We start from the raw sequence: 21,048 nt of genomic DNA on the forward strand, positions 1-21,048 counted from the left end.
TAAAATCATGGAAGAAAGACTTTTAAACGAGAAAGAAAGCCTGGAACTCATCACACAGATGATTAACTCCAGCAAAAAGAATATGGAGGTGGGACAGGGAAACATAATGCTGTTCTGGGGATATTTTACGACAGCCTTATCGGTTGTGCTGTTTCTGCTGATCAACTTCACACACAACTTCATCTGGAGTTGGGGTTGGATGCTGATGTTCGCCGTATGGCCAGTGATCTCTTACAGAAAACGACAAAACAAACCGAAGGTCGTTACCTATACAGACAAAGTGATCTCACAGGTATGGCAAGTGATGGGATACATGTTTATCCTCACTTTTCTGACAATCGGCATTATGGAGATTGCATTCGCCAGACATGCAGATTTCCAGCTTATGCTACCGCTCTCCCTGGTCTATTGCGGACTCGGCACTTCCATTACAGGCATTATAATACGGGAGCGCTGGATGACTTACGCCCCCCTCATTGCGTTTATTGTAGCAATATATATGCTAACCATGCTACTGATAGGTGAAAAAGCGACAACTTTGTGGTATCTTTACTTCGGTTTATCATTCGTGTTTATGATGATCATACCCGGACATATCGTCAATAATAAAGCCAGGAAGCAATGTTTAAAGAACTAGATCCGTTACTTCATTCACAATTGCGGCTCGCCGTGATATCCATCCTCCTTTCGGTCGAGGAGGCTGAATTCGTCTATCTGCGGGAAAAGACACAGGCGACAGCGGGAAACCTGAGTGTGCAGATAGACAAACTGAGCGAAGCCGGCTACATAGAAGTCGAAAAGAGCTTTGTCGGAAAGAAACCCCGTACCACCTGCCGGATAACACCCGTAGGACGACAGGCATTCGAGAATTACGTAAATGCCCTGAAAGACTATATCGGAGGAAGCTAATCCCTCCGCCAGTCACCGCATACCAATAAAAAAGGCTGCCATCAATCCGACGGCAGCCTTTTTATATCATTAATCCCTGCTAATTAAATAGCGTATAAAGAACTGATAGATTCGCCACTGCAAACACGGCGGATTGCTTCAGCAAACATATCGGCAACAGATAATACTTTTACTTTCTCGCATTTCTTTGCGTAAGGAATAGAATCGGTAAAGATCATTTCCGTCAACGCAGACTGGTCTACACGGGTAGAAGCCGGGTCAGACATAACAGCGTGACTGGCGATTGCACGTACAGACTTAGCGCCGTTTTCAATCATCAGGTTAGCGGCCTTGGTGATTGTACCGGCTGTATCCACCATATCATCCACCAGAAGAACGTCCAGTCCTTCCACGTCACCGATGATACGCATTTCAGCTACCTCATTGGCACGCAGGCGTGATTTGTGGCAGATAACCATCGGCAATCCCAAGTATTTGGAATAGCTGCTGGCACGTTTCGTACCACCTACGTCAGGAGTAGCGATACACAAGTTATCCAAAGGCAGTTCTCCCTTGATGTAATCCAGGAAGATAGAAGAAGCATACAGGTGGTCTACAGGAACATTGAAGAATCCCTGGATCTGGTCTGCATGTAAATCCATTGTAATCAGACGGTCGATACCGGCAGTGCTCAACATATCTGCGATCAATTTTGCACCGATAGACACACGGGGTTTATCCTTTCTGTCCTGACGGGCCCAACCGAAATAAGGAACAACAGCAATTACAGAATGTGCAGAAGCACGTTTAGCCGCATCAATCATCAGGAGCAACTCCATCAGATTGTCCGAGTTAGGAAATGTTGATTGAACAAGGAACACGTCACGACCACGGATAGACTCTTCATAAGATACTGAAAATTCACCGTCAGCAAAATGTTGAATGTTCATCTGCCCCAGAGGACAACCAAGACTATTGCAAATTTTCTCTGCAAGATACCGGGAGTTGGTTCCCGAAAACACCAAGAAAGGAGTTTGTGCACTCATTATTCCGAATATTTATCTTAAGTAAATAGATTTGAATTGTGCTGCAAAAGTACAAAACTTATTTGCAATTATCCCTTTATCTTCGGAAAACTTTCAACAATAAGGGCGAGTCACCCCCGCCCCTGTTACTTTTTCTAACGAAATGAAAGACTCATCACTTATACGTAAACTTCAGAACCTTACCCGAATAAGCCGGCAAAACCAGCTGATACGGCCACGCTGCCGTCAGCGTACTGATACTGGTCTCTCCCGTCAACAAATCCGTCAGTGTAGCTGCCTTGTTATCGTCAAAACCCAGTGTAAGAAATGCGTCGGAAGGAATCTTTACCCGCACCGTCTGTTCGCTTTTATCGAAATTCACAACAATCAGTACGACCTCGTTACGATATTTACGCATAAAGGCATACTGGCTATTCGAATTGAAATACGGATTCCGCGAGTTGGCATACATCAGGTCGAAGAAAGCTCCCTGAGTAATGGCCTGCTCCGATTTCGCCACATTCAGTATCCGGGCATACTTCTCTCGCAGTTCACGCTGCTCGTGCGTCAAACCGGCGCCATCGAACTTCCAGTCGTTGATCCATTTGCGCAGGCTCTCCACGCTCCAGTAATCGAAGATCGTCGTACGCCCGTCGCGTCCGCTGAAACCTTCCTCGTCCATACCCGGCTCGCCCAACTCCTGACCGCTATAGATCATGACCGGGTTCGTATTCATCATGGCCGAAACAATCATACCGGGGATACCCGGACGGTGATCGCCGGCAAAGAAATAAGAGGCGATACGCTGCTCGTCATGGTTTTCCAGGAAGTTCAACATATGTGACTGGATACCTTCCAGGCTCTGCCAGCAGTAAGAGATCGTGTTGGCCGCAGCCTGATTGCACATCACCGCACGCACGGTATCGTACAGTCCTACCTTATCATACAAATAGTCAAAATGACCGTTGAAAATATAGTTGCGGTATTCTGCCGGATTATAAACCTCGGCAATGAAAACAACAGCATGTTTTTCTTTTACCTTCGGGATCACCCAGTTCCAAAATTCCACCGGTACCATCTCCGCCATATCGCAACGGAAACCGTCAACGCCTTTATCCGCCCAGTAAAGCAGGATATCCAGCATCTTCGTCCAGGTGCCGGGCACCGGGTTAAAATGACCGATCCGGCCATTCACATAATCCACGCCATAATTCAGCTTGACCGTTTCATACCAGTCGTTCTTTCCCGGACACGGACTAAAACAGTCATTTCCCGTCACTTTTGCGGGGAACTCGCTATAATCGTAATCCCCGTGCGCTTCGGCAAACGACAGGTGCAACGGGCATCCCGGAATATAATAGAAGTTATTATTACGGTCGAACCCTTTGGTCGTATCATCATGCTGCCCCAGATCTTCGACATACGACATGCGGGCATCCGAGTAATATTCGCGTGCCACATGGTTCGGCACAAAGTCAATGATCACCTTCATCCCGGCATCGTGCGTACGTTTCACCAGCGCTTCGAACTCCTTCATACGGTTCGGCACCTTCTCTGCCAGGTCGGGGTCTATATCGTAGTAATCTTTTATTGCATAAGGGGAACCGGCTTTACCTTTCACCACGTCCGGATGGTCTTTACGTATCTGATAAGCGGAATAATCGGTCTGGGTAGCATGTTCTATCACTCCGGTGTACCAGATATGCGTCGTACCCAGTTCCTTGATCTTTGCCAGGGCCGTCGGTGAAAAGGCGGAGAACTTTCCTACTCCGTTTTCTCTTACACTACCGTTCTTTGCCAACGGAGACTTCAGATTTCCGAACCAACGGGGAAATACCTGATAAATGATCATTTTATCCATTTGTTTCATCGCTTTTATCAACTTTAAATATTATCGGTAAAAGTTATCCGGGCAAGCGCCGGACAAAGCTATGGCAGGAGCATATTGTTTTTCCGCGCCATAATCGCTTTCACCAGTGTTTCATGTTTATTCTCTTGTATCACCAATTCGAATGCGCGGATCGCTGCATCATAACCGATGCGGGCAATCTGTTCCACATTCTCCAAATCAAAAGTTTTATACATGCCGAATTCTTCCGCCTCGATCAACACGTCGCACATCTCACGATCTTCCAGTGTATTGGCCCGGAACATATAATGATAGGAACGTTCTGCAATATGAAATATCGTCTGTTTGTATTTCTGGGGAACCAGCGGGCTGACATTCACCCCGATCACCCGCTCGCACCTGTCGCGGATGATGGAAACCGGGAAGTTATGAAACAAACCACCGTCCACATAATGTACCCCGTTAATCACTACCGGACTGAAAATGATCGGGATACTGCACGAAGCTGTCACCGCCTCCACGATAGGCCCGCTATCGAACTCATGGCTTTCGCCGTTATCCAGATCGGTCGCTACCACAATCATAGGGATTTTCAGTTCTTCAAATGTCTTGGCTCTCAGATGGCGTTTCAGGAAATACCGGAAACGTTTGCTGTCGAACAAGCCGGACTTGGGAAGCTGGAGTTGTGCAAATTCGGAAAATTCACGGCCTGTAAAGAGTTCTTTCAACTCGTCTGCCGAATAACCGTCGGCAAACAAAGTACCCATTAACGCACCGACACTCGTCCCAACGATGATATCCGGCTTCAGTCCGCACTCCTCCAGTAATTTGAATACCCCAAGGTGTGCAAAACCTTTCGCGCCTCCGCCGCTTAAGGCCAATCCCAATCTATAGGTCTTATGGTTCGATTCTTGCGTCATTGTATGTTTTCTCTCTTTTACGGTGACAAATATGCTGTTTTTTTTAGAATGAAACAGTATTATTTACGAAAAAGTTTCTCTACGTTTTTATTTTTCTTACATTTACGGAGGGAATAATGTGCCAATTTGCCAATGGAAATAATGTGCTAATTTGCCAATGTGCTAATATGCCAATGGAAATAGCTACAGATTCTATTATTTCCTCATTGACACATCGGGTTATTGGCATATTGGCACATTGGCATATTATTCATTTTAAATCTAACGACTATGATAACTAGTATTTTCTGGATTGTGCCCGTGGCGTCGGTTCTGGCGCTGGTATTTGCCTGGTTCTTCTTCCGGCAAATGATGAAAGAGAGTGAAGGAACGGAAACGATGGCTAAAATCGCTTCTTATGTGCGTGAAGGTGCGATGTCGTACCTGAAACAACAGTACAAGGTAGTAGCCTCGGTTTTCCTTGTACTGGTTATCTTGTTTTCCATTATGGCTTACGGCTTCGGCGTGCAGAACGAATGGGTGCCGATCGCCTTCCTGACCGGCGGTTTCTTCTCTGGACTGGCGGGATTCCTGGGGATGAAGACGGCGACTTATGCCTCCGCCCGTACAGCCAATGCCGCCCGTTCATCGCTCAACAAGGGGTTGCAGGTCGCTTTCCGCAGCGGTGCCGTCATGGGACTGGTGGTGGTCGGCCTCGGACTGCTCGACATCTCTTTCTGGTACGTCCTTCTGAACGCTTTCATTCCGGATGAAGCCCTGAACCCTACCCATAAACTGACCATTATCACTACGACCATGCTGACCTTCGGCATGGGAGCCTCTACACAGGCGCTCTTTGCCCGCGTGGGAGGCGGAATCTATACGAAAGCCGCCGATGTGGGAGCCGACCTTGTCGGGAAAGTGGAAGCCGGCATTCCGGAAGACGACCCGCGTAACCCGGCCACCATCGCGGATAACGTGGGTGACAATGTAGGCGACGTAGCCGGTATGGGTGCCGACCTGTACGAATCTTACTGCGGTTCGATACTGGCGACCGCCGCTTTGGGCGCTGCCGCTTTCGTTTCGTCCGGCAATATAGAAATGCAATATAAGGCAGTAGTCGCACCGATGCTGATCGCGGCTGTCGGCATCGTCCTCTCTATCCTGGGTATTTTTGCCGTCAGGACGAAAGAGGATGCCAATATCCGGCAGTTGTTGAAGGCGCTGGCTATCGGTACAAACCTCAGTTCGGTGCTGATCGCTGTTTCCACCTTCGGGATACTTTACCTGCTCGGCCTCGACAACTGGTTCTGGATCAGTTGCTCGGTAGTGATCGGCTTGCTGGTGGGTATCGTGATCGGCCAGGCAACGGAATATTACACCTCACAATCCTACAACCCGACCAAACGGGTTTCGGAAGCGGGACTGACAGGGCCGGCCACCGTTATCATTTCCGGATTAGGACTGGGAATGCTTTCTACCGCTATCCCCGTGCTGGCTGTGGTAGTAGGTATTATCTGCTCTTTCCTCTTTGCCTCGGGATTTGACTTTAGCAATGTAGGAATGGGACTTTACGGAATCGGCATCGCCGCCGTCGGCATGCTTTCCACTTTGGGTATCACATTGGCTACCGACGCTTACGGCCCGATCGCCGACAATGCCGGAGGAAATGCCGAAATGTCTGGTCTGGGCAAAGAAGTACGCAAACGTACCGACGCCCTCGACTCGCTGGGTAACACCACAGCCGCCACCGGTAAAGGATTCGCCATCGGCTCTGCCGCCCTGACGGGATTGGCGTTGCTGGCGTCTTATATAGAAGAGATCAAGATCGGCCTGCTGCGCCTGGGAGAAACCGTCTTGTCGTTTGCCGACGGACGTACGATGGAGGTATCGAAGGCTTCTTTCTCCGACTTTATGATCTACTACGATGTGACGCTGATGAATCCGAAAGTACTGTCGGGCATGTTCCTGGGGTCGATGATGGCCTTTATGTTCTGCGGACTGACGATGAACGCCGTAGGACGCGCCGCCGGACATATGGTAGAAGAAGTACGCCGCCAGTTCCGCGAAATACCGGGTATCCTGACAGGAAAAGCGGAACCCGATTACGCCCGTTGCGTAGAGATTTCGACGAAAGGGGCACAACATGAGATGGTTGTTCCTTCATTGCTGGCGATCATCGCCCCGATAGTGACCGGACTGATATTCGGTGTGACCGGCGTGATCGGCCTGCTGATCGGCGGACTAAGCACAGGTTTCGTACTGGCCATCTTCATGGCCAACGCAGGCGGCGCCTGGGACAACGCGAAGAAACATATTGAAGAAGGCAACCACGGCGGCAAAGGCAGCGAAGCCCATAAGGCAACCGTTGTCGGCGATACCGTCGGCGACCCGTTCAAAGACACTTCCGGTCCGAGCCTCAATATCCTGATCAAGCTGATGAGCATGGTGGCTATCGTAATGGCGGGATTGACTGTAGCATGGAGTTTGTTCTGAAACAGTTAATATAATCTAACCGGGATCAAATACTTCCATACGAATAGTTCGTAATTACGAGCTATTCGTATTTTTGTTGATAGTAAACAACTTTAAATAGATCCTGTATGAAAACAACTTGTCTGCTCCTCTCCTCCGTCTTATTACTGGGATGTTTATCCGCCTGCAACATTTTCACCCAGAAACAAAAAGCACTGAAAACGAACGACGGAAGTATCGCCACCGTTGAAACAGGCGGAAACGAACTGACCGTGTGCGACTTCGCCCTCGTGAAAGACACTATCGACGTGCCGCTCAGCGAATTTGTCGAAGACTGCCGCATCATACGTTTCGACAACTCTGACTCCGCCATGTTCAAAGCCTGGTTCACCCTCGTCACCGACCAGTATATCGGGGTACGGCAACGAAGCGGCGGACCGTTCAAACTCTTCGACAAAGAGGGTAAATTCCTGCACGACATCGGCTCCGTAGGCAATGGAGCCGGAGAATATGCCATATCCATTTACGATGAAGTCATCGACGAAAAGAACGACCGTATCTTCCTCTCGCCTTTCTATGGCCGAAAGATCATGGTGTACGGCACAAATGGCAAATGGATCAAAGACATCCCGCTTCCGGGACAGATCAACAAACCTAAATTATCGCTCAATGCAGACGGCACATTATCCGTCGTACACATGCCATTCCAGGAAGGGGAACCGCTTGCCTTCCAAGTGGATATGGAAGGAAACATCCTGAAACAGATCCCGGCAACCGCCAAAAGGACAGTGTCGGACTTCAACGGAGAAGTTTTCTCTTACAAAAACGGTAACGGGTTCGATTTCTTCCACACCAGCATAGACACTCTTTTTGTCTACGATCCTGTCGGCAACCGGCTATTGCCTGCATTTACCATGACTTTCCCGAATCCGGAAGAGAAACCGATACATCTATACTACCGGCTCCCGAATCACTTCATGGTCAATTATTATTTCTGGGGGAAAAACGGTCCGGAAAATGGCGGAGATATCCTGATTGATAAGAAGAAGAATGCTTCCTCCCATTTCCGTCTGGTAAACGACTTCTACGGAAACCTCCCCATCTCCGGAACAGGCCACAATTTCTACCAGGGATATTTTATCCAGAATATGGAACCGGGACAACTGATCGAAAAGATAGAAAAACATCTCGCCTCCGGCAAATGCCCCAGCCAGGACAGAAAGAAACTCGAGGAACTGGCAGCGACGCTGGATGAGAATGATAATAATGTGTTGTTTGTCGGGAAAGTGAAGGAGTAAAGGGGGGATGTGATAATTATAGAAATATTTGAACCTACTTTTCCCTTGATGGAAAAGTAGTCAAAAGATCAAGGCTTAACCGGCTTCACTGCTCCGGTGAAAGACTTCGCTGAAAAATCCGAAACTCGCTTCGCTCAGACAACGGATTTTTTTAACCGCTTCGTCTTCCCCCTACGCGGACGTTCACCCGCTTAGGCCTTTCCAAGGAAGCTGTGCTTCCTCTTAGGATGGCCGATACCGATACTTATAAAACAAAAACTATCGGATTTAACAGGTAGTATCGGCAATCTTAAGAGAACGCAAAGCGTTCTATGAAAGGCCTCATCTGGTGAGCGTAAAGCGAAGCATCCGTAGTGAGCGCCCGGAGGCTGTGCTGTTTGAGCGAAGCGAGTTCACAGACGACAGCGAACGCAGGATGCTGAGTAGCGAGGCAGATGCAGCCTTGAACTTTTGGTTACTTTTCTTTCAAGAGAAAAGTAACATTCAAATTTGATAATATCCAAACCTTCCCTACTCTTCCTACTGCTTCTTCCTCCCCAACAGGAACCCCAACAACTCCATGATAAACTGGAGGATGGTTCTTACCTTGTTGCCTCTGCCATTTTCTTTCTCACTCATACGCTTTATTATTTAAGTTATACACTATGGGGACCAGCGACCGTGCAATGCTTTCCAGCATGTTGCAATACGCCTCGCGGTTATCCCCGTTTACTTCACTGATATATTTGCTGTAGGCCATCTCGCGGGCATAAGCCCGGGGATAGTTGCTGACGGCGGCCGCCTGTTTGTAGGCGGTGGCAATCAGGCGGGCAAAATCGAGAAAACTGTTCTCCGCCCGGTCGTAACGGCGGAACACAAGGCCGCCGGGATTATCCAGGTCCGTCTTTCCCCCGTGCCAGTAAGCGTTGGAAACGCCATAGCCGGTCAGTCCGAAAAAATTATTGTAGCACGTAGCCAGGCGGCTCTCTCCCCACCCACTTTCGATAGCAGCCTGCGCCAGGATGACTACCGGGTTCATGCCGTACAACTCACCCGCCATACGGGCGGCGGGGAGGTACTTTGTTGTAAACGATTGCTTATCCATATGATGTCCGTTTCAGGTAGATTACTCGATTTCGGGGCGGTCGCTACCACCACCGCCTTCCGGCGGAGTTGAAGGTTTCGCCTCCTCCAGCTTGAAACGCTCCCCCTTCGTAGTCTGGGTCAGGTTACGAAGTTTGGCGCCGGGACGGAAACGGAGACGGGCACGGTACAACAAATTGGTTGAGAAATCATCGGTCGTAACACTTCCCGAACTGGTCTGGATCAGCTGGAACGTCCCCAGGTCGCCACACTGGACCACTTCCCCACGCCCCAGAAACATCAGAAGGAACCGGATCACACGGTCGATCACCACCTTCACATCCCCACTCGAAGCGGTCGAACTCTCCGCCACCGCATCACACAACTCATCAAACGTGCAGGTCCCCGTCGCACGGGTCTGGGCATAATAGAGCTTCTCTTTCCCTGCTTCCACATTTTTACTGAGGTTCTTCCGGAGAACCAAATGATACTGTACTGCCATAACTTTACTGTTTTTAGTTGATTATTAATTACATATCAAAGATACGCCCGGAGGGAAGGCAGGTTGAAGCCATAGGTGACGGGACGTTACAAAGCGACAGTTTATTTCAGATAATTTCAGATATCTCCAGGGAATCGTATGAAAAGAAGATGGTATTATGTAGAAACAAATCCGAAAAGAAATCGTATCTTTGTCAACGTACTAAAAAACAGAATGATATGACATTTATAGCCAATCCCATTTATGACGTCGTCTTCAAGTTTATGATGGAAGACGAGAAGGTAGCCAAACTGCTGCTTTCCGCACTATTGAAAAAAGATATCATCGAGTTGCAGATGCGCCAACATGAATACACAGCCATGCAACAAACCCGTATCTCCCTGTTCCGTATGGACTTCTCAGCCAAAATCCGTGACAACGACGGCACAGAACACCTTGTGCTTATCGAATTGCAAAAAACATGGCTGGCTACTGAAACTCTTCGTTTCCGCCAGTATTTGGGTACGCACTACCTCGATAAAAACAATATGCGCGACAATGGAGAGTCACGCTTCGGCCTGCCCATTATCTCCATTTATATCCTCGGTCATATCCTGGGCGACCTGAAAGAGCCGGTCGTTTACGTACGCCGCCGATATCTGGATTACGATGATCAGGAGATCGATCAGAAAGATCCCTTTATCGAAAGTCTGACCCACGACAGCATCATCGTACAGATTCCTTACCTGCAAGGTCGTACCCGCAATCGTCTCGAGCGCCTGCTCCATGTATTCGACCAGAATTACCGTACGCCCGGTGACGAGCATCTGCTAGAAATAGACGAAACCATCTTCACCGCCAACGAGCAGGTCATCCTTACCCGCTTACTCAAAGCCGGTGTAGCCCCTGACGTGCGCCGCTCCATGGAAGTAGAAGACGAAATCCTCTCCGAAATCGAAAAGCGCGACACTGACATTATGCAGAAAGAACAGGAACTCGAACAGAAAAGACGGGAACTCGAACAAAGCAAACAAGCGATCGAGCAAAGCAAGCAGGTGATTGAACAAAGTAAACTGGAACTCGAGCAAAGCAAACAAGAACTCGAACAAAGCAAACAAGAACTCGAACAAAAAGATAAAATGTTACAGGAAATGGTCCGAATGCTGACGCAAGCCGGAATTTCGCCGGAAGACATTGCACAAAAACTATCTTTATCCCTTCAGGATGTAAAAAATTTACTCTAAGGAAGTTATTCGATTACACGATTTGCTAAAAAACGAACAAATAGCTTGCCGCATCCATTGATTTTTCGTATCTTAGAAGAATAAAACCATCCATTTTATGGAACAAACGACCTTCACGATACGGGCCTACGGAGTAGGCGAACTGGCGGCACTCTACAGCCCTCACCTCAGCCGCAGGGGAGCGATCCTGCAACTTTGGCGGTGGATCAATTATCATGGCGTACTGAAAGCCAAACTGGTTGAACTGGGGTATCATCCCGGAGTCAGGAGTTTCACCCCCCGCCAGGTGGAATGCATCGTCGAACATTTAGGGGAACCCTGAAAAAGAAGAGAACGGGTGACGCAATCATCCCAAAGGACTGCGGCAGTTTTTTTCAGAGACTGCCGCAACTGTTTTCAGGGACTGCGGCAGTCGTTTTATGTCGTTGCGGCAACCCCTGAAAACAACTGCCGCAGCCAGTGGAGAAAGAAAGGGCGGGGGCAGAAAGGGCAGACAAAAAGGTGTTTTGAAAAACTTCTGTACGGTGTTACTTCTACGAAACATTCATAGAAGTAACAAGTGACATCTTATTATAAAGTTTTAAAAAATGCCTTTTTGTCTGCCCTTTCTGCCCCCGATCAGTTAAAACGGAAGCTGCGGGTCGGGGCGTTCACCACTGCCATCCTCCTTATTATCACCACCTTCGCCCTCATCCGAAGGATCATAGCCAAATCCTTTGCGACGGGCTTCCACCTGGTCATTACTCAATTCCATGACGGCATACAGCCGCTTTCCATGTCTCTTTTGTGACTCGAATTCACCGCTTTTTAACACTATGCCCAGCAAATTAACACTCATTGTAGTCATGGAATAGCGTGTTCGTTCCGCTATTTTAGACAGGATTTCGCTTGCAGAGAGCAAGAGGGGCAGCTCGAAACGGACCGGCTTGCGGAAATAGGTATAAAACAATTCCGCTTCGGGGCACGATTGCTGGAAAGGCTCGTTGTTGTCGTTTATTTCCGTTATGTCATTTTCAGCAAACCAATAACGGAAATTCTGTTTGTAGAGCGCCAGCGCCTGGGCATAGATGGCGGCATGGTCTATTTCAGAAGTATAATCGATCCGGAGCGTTTCGAAACAAAGGAAACGGCGCGACCCGGTGCGATCTGTCAGAATCTGGCTGTCGTTTACCGTGGCGGCAAACGAAGCACGGCGCACGAACGTCTCCGCATTACGGGCATACGGGCGGCGTTCGAGGATAGAATCTTTTGTGATCAGGGCCTTCAACTGGTTCAACTCCACGCGGCTCTGTCCCGACAGTTCATCGAGGATGATCAGGAAGCAATCGCTCATCAACAACGACGAATCTTTTGCCGTAGGATCGAGGTTGCCGGAGAAGACATAGTTTCTAAGCACGGGCGGCACCAGGTTGCGCAGCCAGGTGGTCTTCCCCAACCCCTGTGCACCGCTCAGCAACAGGACCGTATGATTGGTCTGCCGCTCGTCGATGGCACAGGCTACGACTGCCACCAGCCATTTCTTCAGGCATTTCTCCCAATACTCGGGGCGGGTAGTGTCGATTGTGGCAGCCAGGCGGCCGATAGGGTCCGTCGTCCCGTCCCAGCGCGGCAGGTTATCGAAGTAAGACTTGAAAGGATTGTACTCGGGACTGAAATCGGAATAGATCACCGAACGCAGGTCGGACACGCGGCAAAACACACCCGATTTCTGCAATGCACACCAGACGGAATTCTCCCAATAATCGGTGACCGGTTGAAAGGCATCGTGTTTCTTCAGGTCCCGGTATTCAACCGTGCGTCTGACGATATTGCGACGAAGTTTGTAATATTTCGTCAGAAACTCCTGTATCTGATTGACAAAACTGTCTCCGCGCTGCAAACGGAACGCCGGCTTCTCCGTAGCATATTGTTCGGTATGCGCATAAGCGCTGTCGATTGCCTGTCGGCGTTCCTCGACCGGCAGGTCGTCAAATGATTTTGCGGCATAGGCTTCGACCTCCTCTCTGGCAACCCCGAAGCGGTTGCAGTAGCCGGCAAAAAGGTGCACGTAATTGTTGCGGTTGCCCTCGGCATAAGGGAACTTGCGGCTGGCCTTTCTACGGGCGGAAGAGATCAGTTGTGACACAGTCTTTCCGCCTATGGCTTCTATCGGCGGCAGATCGGCGGGCAAAGTGCCCTCCCCTTTCAGCCAGGGTTCGAAACGGGGAGAAAGATAGAGCTGCTGATCGTACGACATGATGCAGAGCCGCCCGGCATCGCTGCCCGAAGTGTCCGCCCCGACACCCAGCAGGCGTTCGTACCAGTCTTTCACCAGCTTGTAGACAGCGAGATGGTTTGCGGGGATCAGTTCGGTCCCGACAGCCGGATAGACAATGATCTTGATGCCCCGTCCGCGCGGGCTGATCCAGCAGGCCACCGTATAGACGGCTTCGCGCACCAGGGCAAGCAGGCGCGGCAAGTCTTCTTTGTTCAATTCATCGAAATCGAGGATGGTAAGCGGATTGTAGCCTGTCATATATTTCGGCAACCGTTGTTTCTGATAGGTAGCGGATACGGTTATGGCAGGCAGCTTTTTCTTCTGCATGTCGGCTTCATCCTGATTTCCGGCGTCCATAAAGGCGCGGATACGGTTAATTTCGGTGGCATACTTGCCATTGCGGATGTCGTAAAGGGCGTCGATCAGGGGAATATCCCCCATACATCTCTTAAATCCGGCGAATAAGGTTACGTTTATCATAATAAGATAAAATTAAGTGAGTATTATTCAGCCCAAGGTACGGGCATTAAACAAGGCAGCCTATGTTTTTACATTATATTATGAAAAACATAAGCTGCACGACAAACATCAATCGTCCTTGCGGGTAGAAAGATACTCCATCACCCCATTCACGAGCGTACCCAACGCCAGCGGTTCCTCTTTGCCTTCAGGACATACCTTCATGACGGTATCGAGCGAACGGAGGAAAGGCTTCACTTCATGGCAGTCGTTAACCGTCCATTTGCGGCTCTCGATCAGGGGAGCGATCTGGGCGACAAACTCTTCCAGGGAACAATGGAACGTAATGGTTTCGCCTACCACCATATCCTCCTCCCAGACGGCATGTTCCAACATCCGGCCCAGGGTGTTGCTTAGTTTCATCACTTCGTGCAGTTTCTTTTCCAGCTGCACGCATTCATTTCTCAAATCCAGTACTGCCCCATTCAACAGGGCGGCGTTCAGTTTTTTTTCATATGAATTTAATTTATAATAAAAGAATCTCTAATGATTCAGAGGCTTGAATATTACTTTTCTCTTGAAAGAAAAGTAACCAAAAGTTCAAGGCTGCATCTGCCTCGCTACTCAGCCTCCTACGTTCGCTGTCGTCTGTGAACTCGCTACGCTCAAACAGCACAGCCTCCGGGCGCTCACTACGGATGCTTCGCTTCACGCTCACCAGATGAGGCCTTTCAGAGGAAGCAGAGCTTCCTTTTAGGATTGCCGATTCCGACCTTCCATAACAGACTGATACCTATTAACAGACAGTATTGGCAATCCTAAAAGAACGCAAAGCGTTCTTGTCAAGGCCTAAGCGGGTGAACGTCCGCGAAGGGGAAAGACGAAGCGTTCGGAGCATCTGCTGTTTGAGCGTAGCGAGTTCAGAGGCGACAGCGTAGTCTTTCACCGTAGCAGTGAAGCCGGTTAAGCCTTGATCTTTTGGCTACTTTTCCATCAAGGGAAAAGTAGGTTCAATTATTTCTAAATACGAAACCCCAGGAAGACGAATCCCCCGGGTTTTTTTTTGTCTGCCTTCGCTTTTCACAAAGATAAGACAGAAGAACTTTATTCCATGCAACCCGCCCGGACAATTTATCTCCGGCCGCTACCAAAATGTTCCATGAAATTGTTTTTAACTACCCGTTGAAAGCATAAATGAAGATTTGCTTGTATCTTTGCAGCCGGTAAAACATTAAAATAATCCATATGTCAATCTCACGCTTTAATGCAGTGGAGAAAGCTTCCAACCGTAAGGCCGTAGAAGCCGTCACTCCCAAACAGAAAGTATCCGAGTACTATGGCGAGAACGTATTTAACCGCAAGGCTATGCAAAAGTATCTCTCCAAGGAAACGTACAAAGCCCTGACCCACGCCATTGATAACGGAACACCTATCGACCGCGAAATAGCCAACCATGTGGCAGCCGGTATGCGTATGTGGGCACTGGAAAAAGGAGTTACCCATTATACACACTGGTTCCAGCCCCTGACCGACGGGACAGCCGAAAAACACGACGCTTTTGTCGAACACGACGGTAACGGCGGTATGATTGAAGAATTTAGCGGCAAACTGCTCGCACAGCAGGAACCGGATGCGTCCAGCTTCCCCAACGGCGGACTGCGCAACACGTTCGAAGCCCGCGGTTATTCTGCCTGGGACCCCTCCTCCCCCGCATTTATTGTAGACGACACCCTCTGTATCCCGACAGTCTTCATCGCCTATACCGGCGAGGCTCTCGACTACAAAACACCGCTGATACGTTCTGTCGAAGCACTCAACAAAGCGGCGAAAGAGGTTTGCAACTATTTCAACGAAGATGTTCACAAAGTAATCACATACCTGGGTTGGGAACAGGAATATTTCCTGGTGGACGAGGAGCTTTACTCCGCCCGTCCGGACCTCTCACTGACGGAACGCACGTTGCTGGGACACGAAAGTGCCAAGAACCAGCAGCTCGACGACCATTATTTCGGCGCCATCCCTTCACGCGTACAGGAGTTCATGAAAGACCTGGAAGTGGAATGTTACAAACTGGGCATCCCGGTGAAAACCCGTCATAACGAGGTGGCCCCGAACCAGTTCGAGCTGGCGCCCATCTACGAAGAATGCAACCTGGCCAACGACCATAACCAGTTGCTGATGTCGGTCATGAAACGTGTTTCACGCCGCCACAACTTCCGCGTGCTGCTTCACGAAAAACCGTTCATGGGTGTGAACGGCTCGGGTAAACATTGCAACTGGTCGATGGGAACCGATACAGGCATCAACCTGTTCTCGCCGGGCAAAGACCGCGAAGACAACCTGCGTTTCATCACCTTCGTGGTCAATACGCTGATGGCCGTCTATAAATTCAACGGGCTGCTGAAAGCCAGTATCGCTTCGGCAACCAACGCCCACCGTCTGGGGGCCAACGAAGCGCCTCCCGCCATTATCTCTTCCTTCCTGGGTACACAAATCAGCGAGGTACTGGATAAATTCGAAAACAGTTCGATTGAAGATGCCATCGAGGTGGACAACAAGAAACGCCTGAGCCTCGGCTTCGGGCAGATTCCAGAACTGCTGCTGGACAATACGGACCGCAACCGCACGTCGCCGTTCGCTTTCACCGGCAACCGTTTCGAGTTCCGTGCTCCGGGTTCGTCCGTCAACTGCGGTTCGGCCATGCTGGCTGTCAATTCTGCCGTAGCCTATCAGTTACAACAGTTCAAGAAGGACGTGGAAGCACTCCAGGCAGCAGGCAAGAGCAAGGAAGTGGCTATCTTCGAAACATTGAAGGCTTATATCAAAGAATCCAAACCCATCCGTTTCGACGGCAACGGTTACTGCGACGAATGGAAGGCGGAAGCTGCCCGCCGCGGCCTGGATTGCGAAAACAGCGTTCCATTGCAATACGACGCTTACCTGAAGCCGGAAGTAATCCGCATGTTCAGGGAAACAGGCGTATTGAGCGAAAAGGAGCTGGAAGCCCGCAACGAAGTGAAATGGGAAATCTATATCAAGAAAGTACAAATCGAAGCCCGCGTCCTGGGAGATTTGTCCATGAACCATATCATCCCGGTCGTATTGCATTACCAGTCTTTGCTGTTGAGCAATATCACCAAGCTGAAAGAGACGTTCAGCCCGGAAGAATATGAGGACCTGTCTGCCGAACCGCGCCGCCTGGTACGCAAAATATCCAAGCACGTAAATGCCGTAACACGCATGACGGACGAGATGATCGAAGCCCGCAAGAAGGCGAACGTCATCACCGATTACCGCAGCAAGGCGATCGCCTACCATGACACGGTCGTTCCGTTCCTGGATGAAATACGCGAACATATCGACGAACTGGAACTGATGGTGGACAACCAGATGTGGCCGTTGCCGAAATACCGCGAACTGCTGTTTATCCGGTAAAAAGTAACAGAATCCAAAATAGGAGGTGCATCAAAAGTTTATTTTGATACACCTCCTTTTTTTACATTGACCTGTTAAAATTAGTAAGTGCTTGATAAAATGCCTCGATATTCTCAGCCGGAATATGGGGCGGGACATCACAACCTGTCGACAAAACGAAATTCTTCCATGTTTTGGTCTGCTGTAACAGATTCATAGTCGCGGTATATACTTCTTCTGACGAGGACTGTTTAAAAAGACCGACCGGGTCCAGATTCCCCATCACCAGACGGTCTTCCGGACAGTTGGCAAGGGCATCCTGCATATCGATCTTATTACCGAAATGAAGTGCGGCCGCTCCCGACTGAACCATAGCCTCCGTACAATGGCCTGCATTTCCGCAGTTATGCAGGATTACGATAAAATGTTCGTCCTGCACGGCCTCCACTACCTGGCGGACATAGGTCGTCGAATAAAGCAGCGAATCCTCATTTGAAATCAGCCCGGCAGCCGGTTCCGCCATAATCACGCCATGAACGCCTGTCTCCTTAATCGCACGGCAATAATCGATCAGGAAACGGGTACATTTCTCCAACAGGACAGTGATGTTCTCCGGCTCCACATACAGGGCAATCATCAGTTCGGACAAACCGAACAAACGTCCCGCCAGTGAAAACGGACCGATACAGCCGGCAAAAACAGGCTTATCCTTCACACGTTCCGCCGTCAGACGGTTCGCTTTCAGATACTCGGGGACACGTGCTGTATCCAGAGACGGTATCTGTAAATTATCAATCGACTCCTTATCGGATACCAGCGGTTCCGTTACGCTGGGCACCTCGTCTTCGGGGAAGACCACCTTCGCACCGAAAGCCTCCGCCTCTACCGTCAGGTCCATAATCACGGTCGGGGCGGCCGAAGGATACTGCTCGTTCAACCGGCAGATAGCGTCTGCATGCACCATACCACTGGTGACTGCGTCTCTCACTGTTTTTCCACAGAGTTCAATGCCCGGATGGGTCATGATAGGAATAGCCCTACGTTCTTTTTGCCTGATTGTCTCTTGCAACCATTCTTGTATTTCCATTATTTCTTCTTTCTTTTTCGTTTATAACAGGTTTCCAGTTCACAATACTGGCAACCGTATTTTTTCTCATCTACCTCCGGGCCGATACCGATTATTCCGCTAATCGACTTGATAGGAGTCATCAGGCAGACATCAGACAGGCTGATACCGCAGGGGGCTCCTCCCATGAGCCGGAACAACGTTTTCTGTCCGGTGAGGTGCCAGCCGCAATAGCCAGGGCTCAGGCGGTTCGTATGCCGTTCGCCTCCCAGTTCTTTTTCAAGCAGGCGTTCCATCTGGTCGCCGGCTTTCTCGGCAATGCAGGTCCCGATAATATCGGCAATGAAGCATTTCAGGATATCTCCCTCCGCTTTCAGGCTGTCCTGGTATTCCTGAAAAGCCATCCCGGCCATGGCGGCAAACAGGGCGAACCGTTCGGAGCCTTTCAGCAGGGAAGCGATTGTCCCCCCTACGAGAAAGGGTTCTCCGCCATCCAGGATTACATATCCGTCATCCACCGTTCCGTCGAACAGGCCGAAAGTACAACGGGGAACAGTCCGGGAAGAAACCTCCTTCAGCATGGAAAGGGCCAGTGCCTCCACAGGTTCTTCCGGGGCTGTGTTGCCGTATCCCATCTCTGCAAACAGGTCGTTTGCCGTCAGGGACAACGTGCTAAAATCCAAACTACAATCAAACATACAATTAAGCGGATAACAATGATTTTGCCAGCGTCACGGCGGCATTCGCATTATCACTGTAGCCGTCGGCTCCAATCTGACGGGCAAACGATTCGGATACAGGGGCACCACCAATCATGACCTTCACCTCCTGGCGGATACCGGTCTTTTCCAGGGCGTCGATCACTTCCTGCATATAATTCATCGTCGTAGTCAGCAAGGCGGAAAGACAAAGAATCTGCGCCTGGTTTTCCTTGATCGCCGTGATAAATTTCTCTGAAGAGATATCCGTTCCCAGATTTATCACTTCAAAGCCGCAACCTTCCAGCATGGAAGCGACCAGGTTCTTTCCGATGTCGTGCAAATCGCCTTTCACCGTACCGATTACCACCTTGCCCAACCGGTGCGAAGCAGCTCCTTTCATCAGCGGCTTCAACAGATCGAGCGCCCCTTTCATGGCACGGGCCGCCATCAACAGTTCAGGGACAAAGGCTTTTCCTTCCTCAAAACGTTTTCCGATATCCTCCATCGCCCGCGACATATAACCATTAATAATTTCTTGCGGGTCTACATTCTCTGCTATCGCCTCGGTTGTCACAGCCTTGGCGACATCGAGTTTCCCTTTCAAAATAGCTTCATACAAACTCTCTAAATCTGCCATAACTTTATTTCTTTTAAATTATTGATTCCGTAATTCACGCAGGGTTTCAATCATTGCCACCACATTCCTGACCGGCGCATTAGCCTGGATATTATGGACGGCATTGAAAATGAATCCTCCGTCTTTTCCCAGTATCTCGCATTCCTGCAAAACATGACTGCGCACTTCTTCGGGTGTTGCATTCGGCAGGATACGCTGGGTATCGATACCGCCACCCCAGAAAGTGACTTGGCTGCCGTATTCCTTTTTCAGGACGACAGGGTCCATATCCTTCGCATTAATCTGTACCGGGTTGATGATATCGAAACCCGCCTCCACCAGACCGGGAAGAATCGGCAGGATAGCCCCACAGGTATGCTTGAACACCTTCCAGGTAGTATGCTCGTGAATCCAGTCGTTCATCCGTTTGTAATGGGGAAGCCACAGTTCCCTGAAGGTATCCAGCGAACAGAACTGGGAATCCTGGGTACCGAAATCGGTCCCGCAGGTGAAGACCACGTCTACCTTCTCGCCGACGGTATCCCACAACCGTTGGTAGTTTGCGATAGCTATATCGGTCTGTTTCTCAAAAACCGTCTGCACATAGTCGCGGCGCATGGCGGTCGACATATACCACTCGGCCACGTTGCGGATACCTTTCGGATTCTTCAATCCCATGCCGGGCACAAAAGCGATATCGCCCAAAGCCGTCCCGCCGAAGCTCGCAACAACGGCCTTTCCGGTTGCTGCGGCCTGCTCCACGGTCTTTTTATAGTATTGCAAATCTTCTTCGGAAACAGGGCCGAACTCTTCCAGGTTATCCTCCGGAGTAATGGCTTCGTCGTCCACATATTCCTGCCTTTCCGTCGCGTTGATGAAATAGCAGCCCGAAGGCATGATGGCACTGGGCGGATAGGAACGGTCGCCACCGGCATAAATGTACACGTCGCCTTCCTTATCCGTCGTCAGATCGATACCGGAGGCAATCATTACTTTTTGCCCCCAAGGAGTAACCTGCTCGTGTAATTGGGTTTCGTCGATATCGAACATGTCCTTGCGTCCGAAGACGGGAACACAGTCAATACCCATTATTTCCTGTAAATCCTCCTCTATCTCACCCAGCATCTGAAAGGGTTCGATGACACGGACGGGGTGAGGGTCCAGTCCGTAATGTTGTCTCAGCGCCTCCACGACCTTGCAATGGATACCGGTAACGGAAGTGGCTCCAAAGTCCACCGGTATCCGGTCGGGGGTGCTATGGTTCAATGCGTTTTGAACACGCTGTTTTGATGTCATATTCATGTGTATTTAAGA

The 21,048-nt window shown here is 49.7% G+C and carries 19 protein-coding genes; 8 read left to right on the forward strand and 11 right to left on the reverse strand.

Annotation, left to right across the window (positions count from 1 at the left end):
- Positions 1-7: 7 nt before the first annotated feature.
- Together K6V26_RS17040 and K6V26_RS17045 are read left to right on the forward strand one after the other, a co-directional pair.
- Positions 8-637: a hypothetical protein gene (locus tag K6V26_RS17040; protein WP_195585764.1), complete on the forward strand. Its 630-nt coding sequence runs from the start codon at positions 8-10 to the stop codon at positions 635-637.
- Positions 622-909, forward strand: coding sequence for a winged helix-turn-helix domain-containing protein (locus K6V26_RS17045; protein WP_007654669.1), 288 nt, complete (start codon positions 622-624; stop codon positions 907-909). Before K6V26_RS17040 ends, K6V26_RS17045 begins: the two co-directional genes overlap by 16 nt.
- An 83-nt stretch (positions 910-992) precedes the next feature.
- On the opposite strand, the gene K6V26_RS17050 is transcribed toward K6V26_RS17045, so the two are convergent.
- The 3 genes from K6V26_RS17050 to K6V26_RS17060 all read right to left on the reverse strand — a co-directional run bounded on the left by K6V26_RS17050 (position 993) and on the right by K6V26_RS17060 (position 4,682).
- The gene (locus K6V26_RS17050; RefSeq protein WP_007654670.1) at positions 993-1,934 is read right to left on the reverse strand and encodes a ribose-phosphate pyrophosphokinase; all 942 of its coding nucleotides are present in this window, start codon (positions 1,932-1,934) and stop codon (positions 993-995) included.
- 154 nt (positions 1,935-2,088) lie between these two features.
- On the reverse strand, positions 2,089-3,783 hold the full coding sequence (locus K6V26_RS17055; RefSeq protein ID WP_048316766.1) for an alpha-amylase family glycosyl hydrolase: 1,695 nt from the start codon (positions 3,781-3,783) through the stop codon (positions 2,089-2,091).
- A 59-nt stretch (positions 3,784-3,842) separates the two neighbouring features.
- Entirely contained in the window at positions 3,843-4,682 is an 840-nt protein-coding gene (locus tag K6V26_RS17060; protein WP_007654675.1) for a patatin-like phospholipase family protein, read from the reverse strand.
- Positions 4,683-4,952: 270 nt separating this feature from the next.
- Between K6V26_RS17060 and K6V26_RS17065 the strand changes: the two genes are divergently transcribed.
- The 3 genes from K6V26_RS17065 to K6V26_RS17075 all read left to right on the forward strand — a co-directional run bounded on the left by K6V26_RS17065 (position 4,953) and on the right by K6V26_RS17075 (position 8,927).
- Entirely contained in the window at positions 4,953-7,157 is a 2,205-nt protein-coding gene (locus K6V26_RS17065; RefSeq protein ID WP_224263388.1) for a sodium-translocating pyrophosphatase, read from the forward strand.
- A 107-nt stretch (positions 7,158-7,264) separates the two neighbouring features.
- Positions 7,265-8,434 carry a 6-bladed beta-propeller gene (locus K6V26_RS17070; RefSeq protein ID WP_224263389.1) on the forward strand — a complete coding sequence of 390 codons (1,170 nt, stop codon included), beginning with the start codon at positions 7,265-7,267 and terminating at the stop codon, positions 8,432-8,434.
- Positions 8,435-8,762: 328 nt separating this feature from the next.
- Positions 8,763-8,927 carry a hypothetical protein gene (locus K6V26_RS17075; RefSeq protein WP_224263390.1) on the forward strand — a complete coding sequence of 55 codons (165 nt, stop codon included), beginning with the start codon at positions 8,763-8,765 and terminating at the stop codon, positions 8,925-8,927.
- 117 nt (positions 8,928-9,044) lie between these two features.
- On the opposite strand, the gene K6V26_RS17080 is transcribed toward K6V26_RS17075, so the two are convergent.
- Positions 9,045-9,518, reverse strand: coding sequence for a glucosaminidase domain-containing protein (locus K6V26_RS17080; RefSeq protein WP_224263391.1), 474 nt, complete (start codon positions 9,516-9,518; stop codon positions 9,045-9,047).
- 21 nt (positions 9,519-9,539) lie between these two features.
- Positions 9,540-9,998, reverse strand: a complete 459-nt coding sequence (locus K6V26_RS17085; RefSeq protein ID WP_046145277.1) for an HU family DNA-binding protein — start codon at positions 9,996-9,998, stop codon at positions 9,540-9,542.
- Positions 9,999-10,216: 218 nt separating this feature from the next.
- Between K6V26_RS17085 and K6V26_RS17090 the strand changes: the two genes are divergently transcribed.
- Positions 10,217-11,221: a hypothetical protein gene (locus K6V26_RS17090; protein WP_224263392.1), complete on the forward strand. Its 1,005-nt coding sequence runs from the start codon at positions 10,217-10,219 to the stop codon at positions 11,219-11,221.
- A 97-nt stretch (positions 11,222-11,318) separates the two neighbouring features.
- Entirely contained in the window at positions 11,319-11,543 is a 225-nt protein-coding gene (locus K6V26_RS17095; RefSeq protein ID WP_046145278.1) for a DUF4248 domain-containing protein, read from the forward strand.
- Between the two features lie 300 nt (positions 11,544-11,843).
- Here K6V26_RS17095 and K6V26_RS17100 read toward each other — a convergent pair whose 3' ends face one another.
- Together K6V26_RS17100 and K6V26_RS17105 are read right to left on the reverse strand one after the other, a co-directional pair.
- Positions 11,844-13,958, reverse strand: a complete 2,115-nt coding sequence (locus K6V26_RS17100; RefSeq protein ID WP_224263393.1) for a VapE domain-containing protein — start codon at positions 13,956-13,958, stop codon at positions 11,844-11,846.
- 108 nt (positions 13,959-14,066) lie between these two features.
- Positions 14,067-14,426 (reverse strand): hypothetical protein, encoded by a 360-nt coding sequence (locus tag K6V26_RS17105; RefSeq protein ID WP_224263394.1) that lies wholly within the window; start codon positions 14,424-14,426, stop codon positions 14,067-14,069.
- Between the two features lie 756 nt (positions 14,427-15,182).
- Between K6V26_RS17105 and K6V26_RS17110 the strand changes: the two genes are divergently transcribed.
- Positions 15,183-17,372: a glutamine synthetase III family protein gene (locus tag K6V26_RS17110; RefSeq protein ID WP_224263395.1), complete on the forward strand. Its 2,190-nt coding sequence runs from the start codon at positions 15,183-15,185 to the stop codon at positions 17,370-17,372.
- 61 nt (positions 17,373-17,433) lie between these two features.
- On the opposite strand, the gene K6V26_RS17115 is transcribed toward K6V26_RS17110, so the two are convergent.
- The 4 genes from K6V26_RS17115 to K6V26_RS17130 are packed head-to-tail and all read right to left on the reverse strand — an operon-like array spanning position 17,434 to position 21,030.
- On the reverse strand, positions 17,434-18,438 hold the full coding sequence (locus K6V26_RS17115; protein ID WP_224263396.1) for a uroporphyrinogen decarboxylase family protein: 1,005 nt from the start codon (positions 18,436-18,438) through the stop codon (positions 17,434-17,436).
- On the reverse strand, positions 18,438-19,115 hold the full coding sequence (locus K6V26_RS17120) for a vitamin B12 dependent-methionine synthase activation domain-containing protein (protein WP_224263397.1): 678 nt from the start codon (positions 19,113-19,115) through the stop codon (positions 18,438-18,440). Before K6V26_RS17120 ends, K6V26_RS17115 begins: the two co-directional genes overlap by 1 nt.
- 4 nt (positions 19,116-19,119) lie before the next feature.
- Positions 19,120-19,755 carry a corrinoid protein gene (locus K6V26_RS17125; protein ID WP_010802081.1) on the reverse strand — a complete coding sequence of 212 codons (636 nt, stop codon included), beginning with the start codon at positions 19,753-19,755 and terminating at the stop codon, positions 19,120-19,122.
- An 18-nt stretch (positions 19,756-19,773) separates the two neighbouring features.
- On the reverse strand, positions 19,774-21,030 hold the full coding sequence (locus K6V26_RS17130; protein WP_390573454.1) for a uroporphyrinogen decarboxylase family protein: 1,257 nt from the start codon (positions 21,028-21,030) through the stop codon (positions 19,774-19,776).
- Between the last annotated feature and the right edge of the window lie 18 nt (positions 21,031-21,048).

The organism is Parabacteroides goldsteinii (assembly GCF_020091425.1).
Taxonomy (GTDB): Bacteria; Bacteroidota; Bacteroidia; order Bacteroidales; family Tannerellaceae; genus Parabacteroides; species Parabacteroides goldsteinii.

Excerpts from the sequence above, each read along its gene's own strand:
- K6V26_RS17040 (WP_195585764.1), top strand. The coding sequence starts at position 8 with ATGGAAGAAAGACTTTTAAACGAGAAAGAAAGCCTGGAACTCATCACA.
- K6V26_RS17045 (WP_007654669.1), top strand. The coding sequence starts at position 622 with ATGTTTAAAGAACTAGATCCGTTACTTCATTCACAATTGCGGCTCGCC.
- K6V26_RS17050 (WP_007654670.1), bottom strand. The coding sequence starts at position 1,934 with ATGAGTGCACAAACTCCTTTCTTGGTGTTTTCGGGAACCAACTCCCGG.
- K6V26_RS17055 (WP_048316766.1), bottom strand. The coding sequence starts at position 3,783 with ATGAAACAAATGGATAAAATGATCATTTATCAGGTATTTCCCCGTTGG.
- K6V26_RS17060 (WP_007654675.1), bottom strand. The coding sequence starts at position 4,682 with ATGACGCAAGAATCGAACCATAAGACCTATAGATTGGGATTGGCCTTA.
- K6V26_RS17065 (WP_224263388.1), top strand. The coding sequence starts at position 4,953 with ATGATAACTAGTATTTTCTGGATTGTGCCCGTGGCGTCGGTTCTGGCG.
- K6V26_RS17070 (WP_224263389.1), top strand. The coding sequence starts at position 7,265 with ATGAAAACAACTTGTCTGCTCCTCTCCTCCGTCTTATTACTGGGATGT.
- K6V26_RS17080 (WP_224263391.1), bottom strand. The coding sequence starts at position 9,518 with ATGGATAAGCAATCGTTTACAACAAAGTACCTCCCCGCCGCCCGTATG.
- K6V26_RS17085 (WP_046145277.1), bottom strand. The coding sequence starts at position 9,998 with ATGGCAGTACAGTATCATTTGGTTCTCCGGAAGAACCTCAGTAAAAAT.
- K6V26_RS17090 (WP_224263392.1), top strand. The coding sequence starts at position 10,217 with ATGACATTTATAGCCAATCCCATTTATGACGTCGTCTTCAAGTTTATG.
- K6V26_RS17095 (WP_046145278.1), top strand. The coding sequence starts at position 11,319 with ATGGAACAAACGACCTTCACGATACGGGCCTACGGAGTAGGCGAACTG.
- K6V26_RS17100 (WP_224263393.1), bottom strand. The coding sequence starts at position 13,958 with ATGATAAACGTAACCTTATTCGCCGGATTTAAGAGATGTATGGGGGAT.
- K6V26_RS17110 (WP_224263395.1), top strand. The coding sequence starts at position 15,183 with ATGTCAATCTCACGCTTTAATGCAGTGGAGAAAGCTTCCAACCGTAAG.
- K6V26_RS17115 (WP_224263396.1), bottom strand. The coding sequence starts at position 18,438 with ATGGAAATACAAGAATGGTTGCAAGAGACAATCAGGCAAAAAGAACGT.
- K6V26_RS17120 (WP_224263397.1), bottom strand. The coding sequence starts at position 19,115 with ATGTTTGATTGTAGTTTGGATTTTAGCACGTTGTCCCTGACGGCAAAC.
- K6V26_RS17125 (WP_010802081.1), bottom strand. The coding sequence starts at position 19,755 with ATGGCAGATTTAGAGAGTTTGTATGAAGCTATTTTGAAAGGGAAACTC.
- K6V26_RS17130 (WP_390573454.1), bottom strand. The coding sequence starts at position 21,030 with ATGACATCAAAACAGCGTGTTCAAAACGCATTGAACCATAGCACCCCC.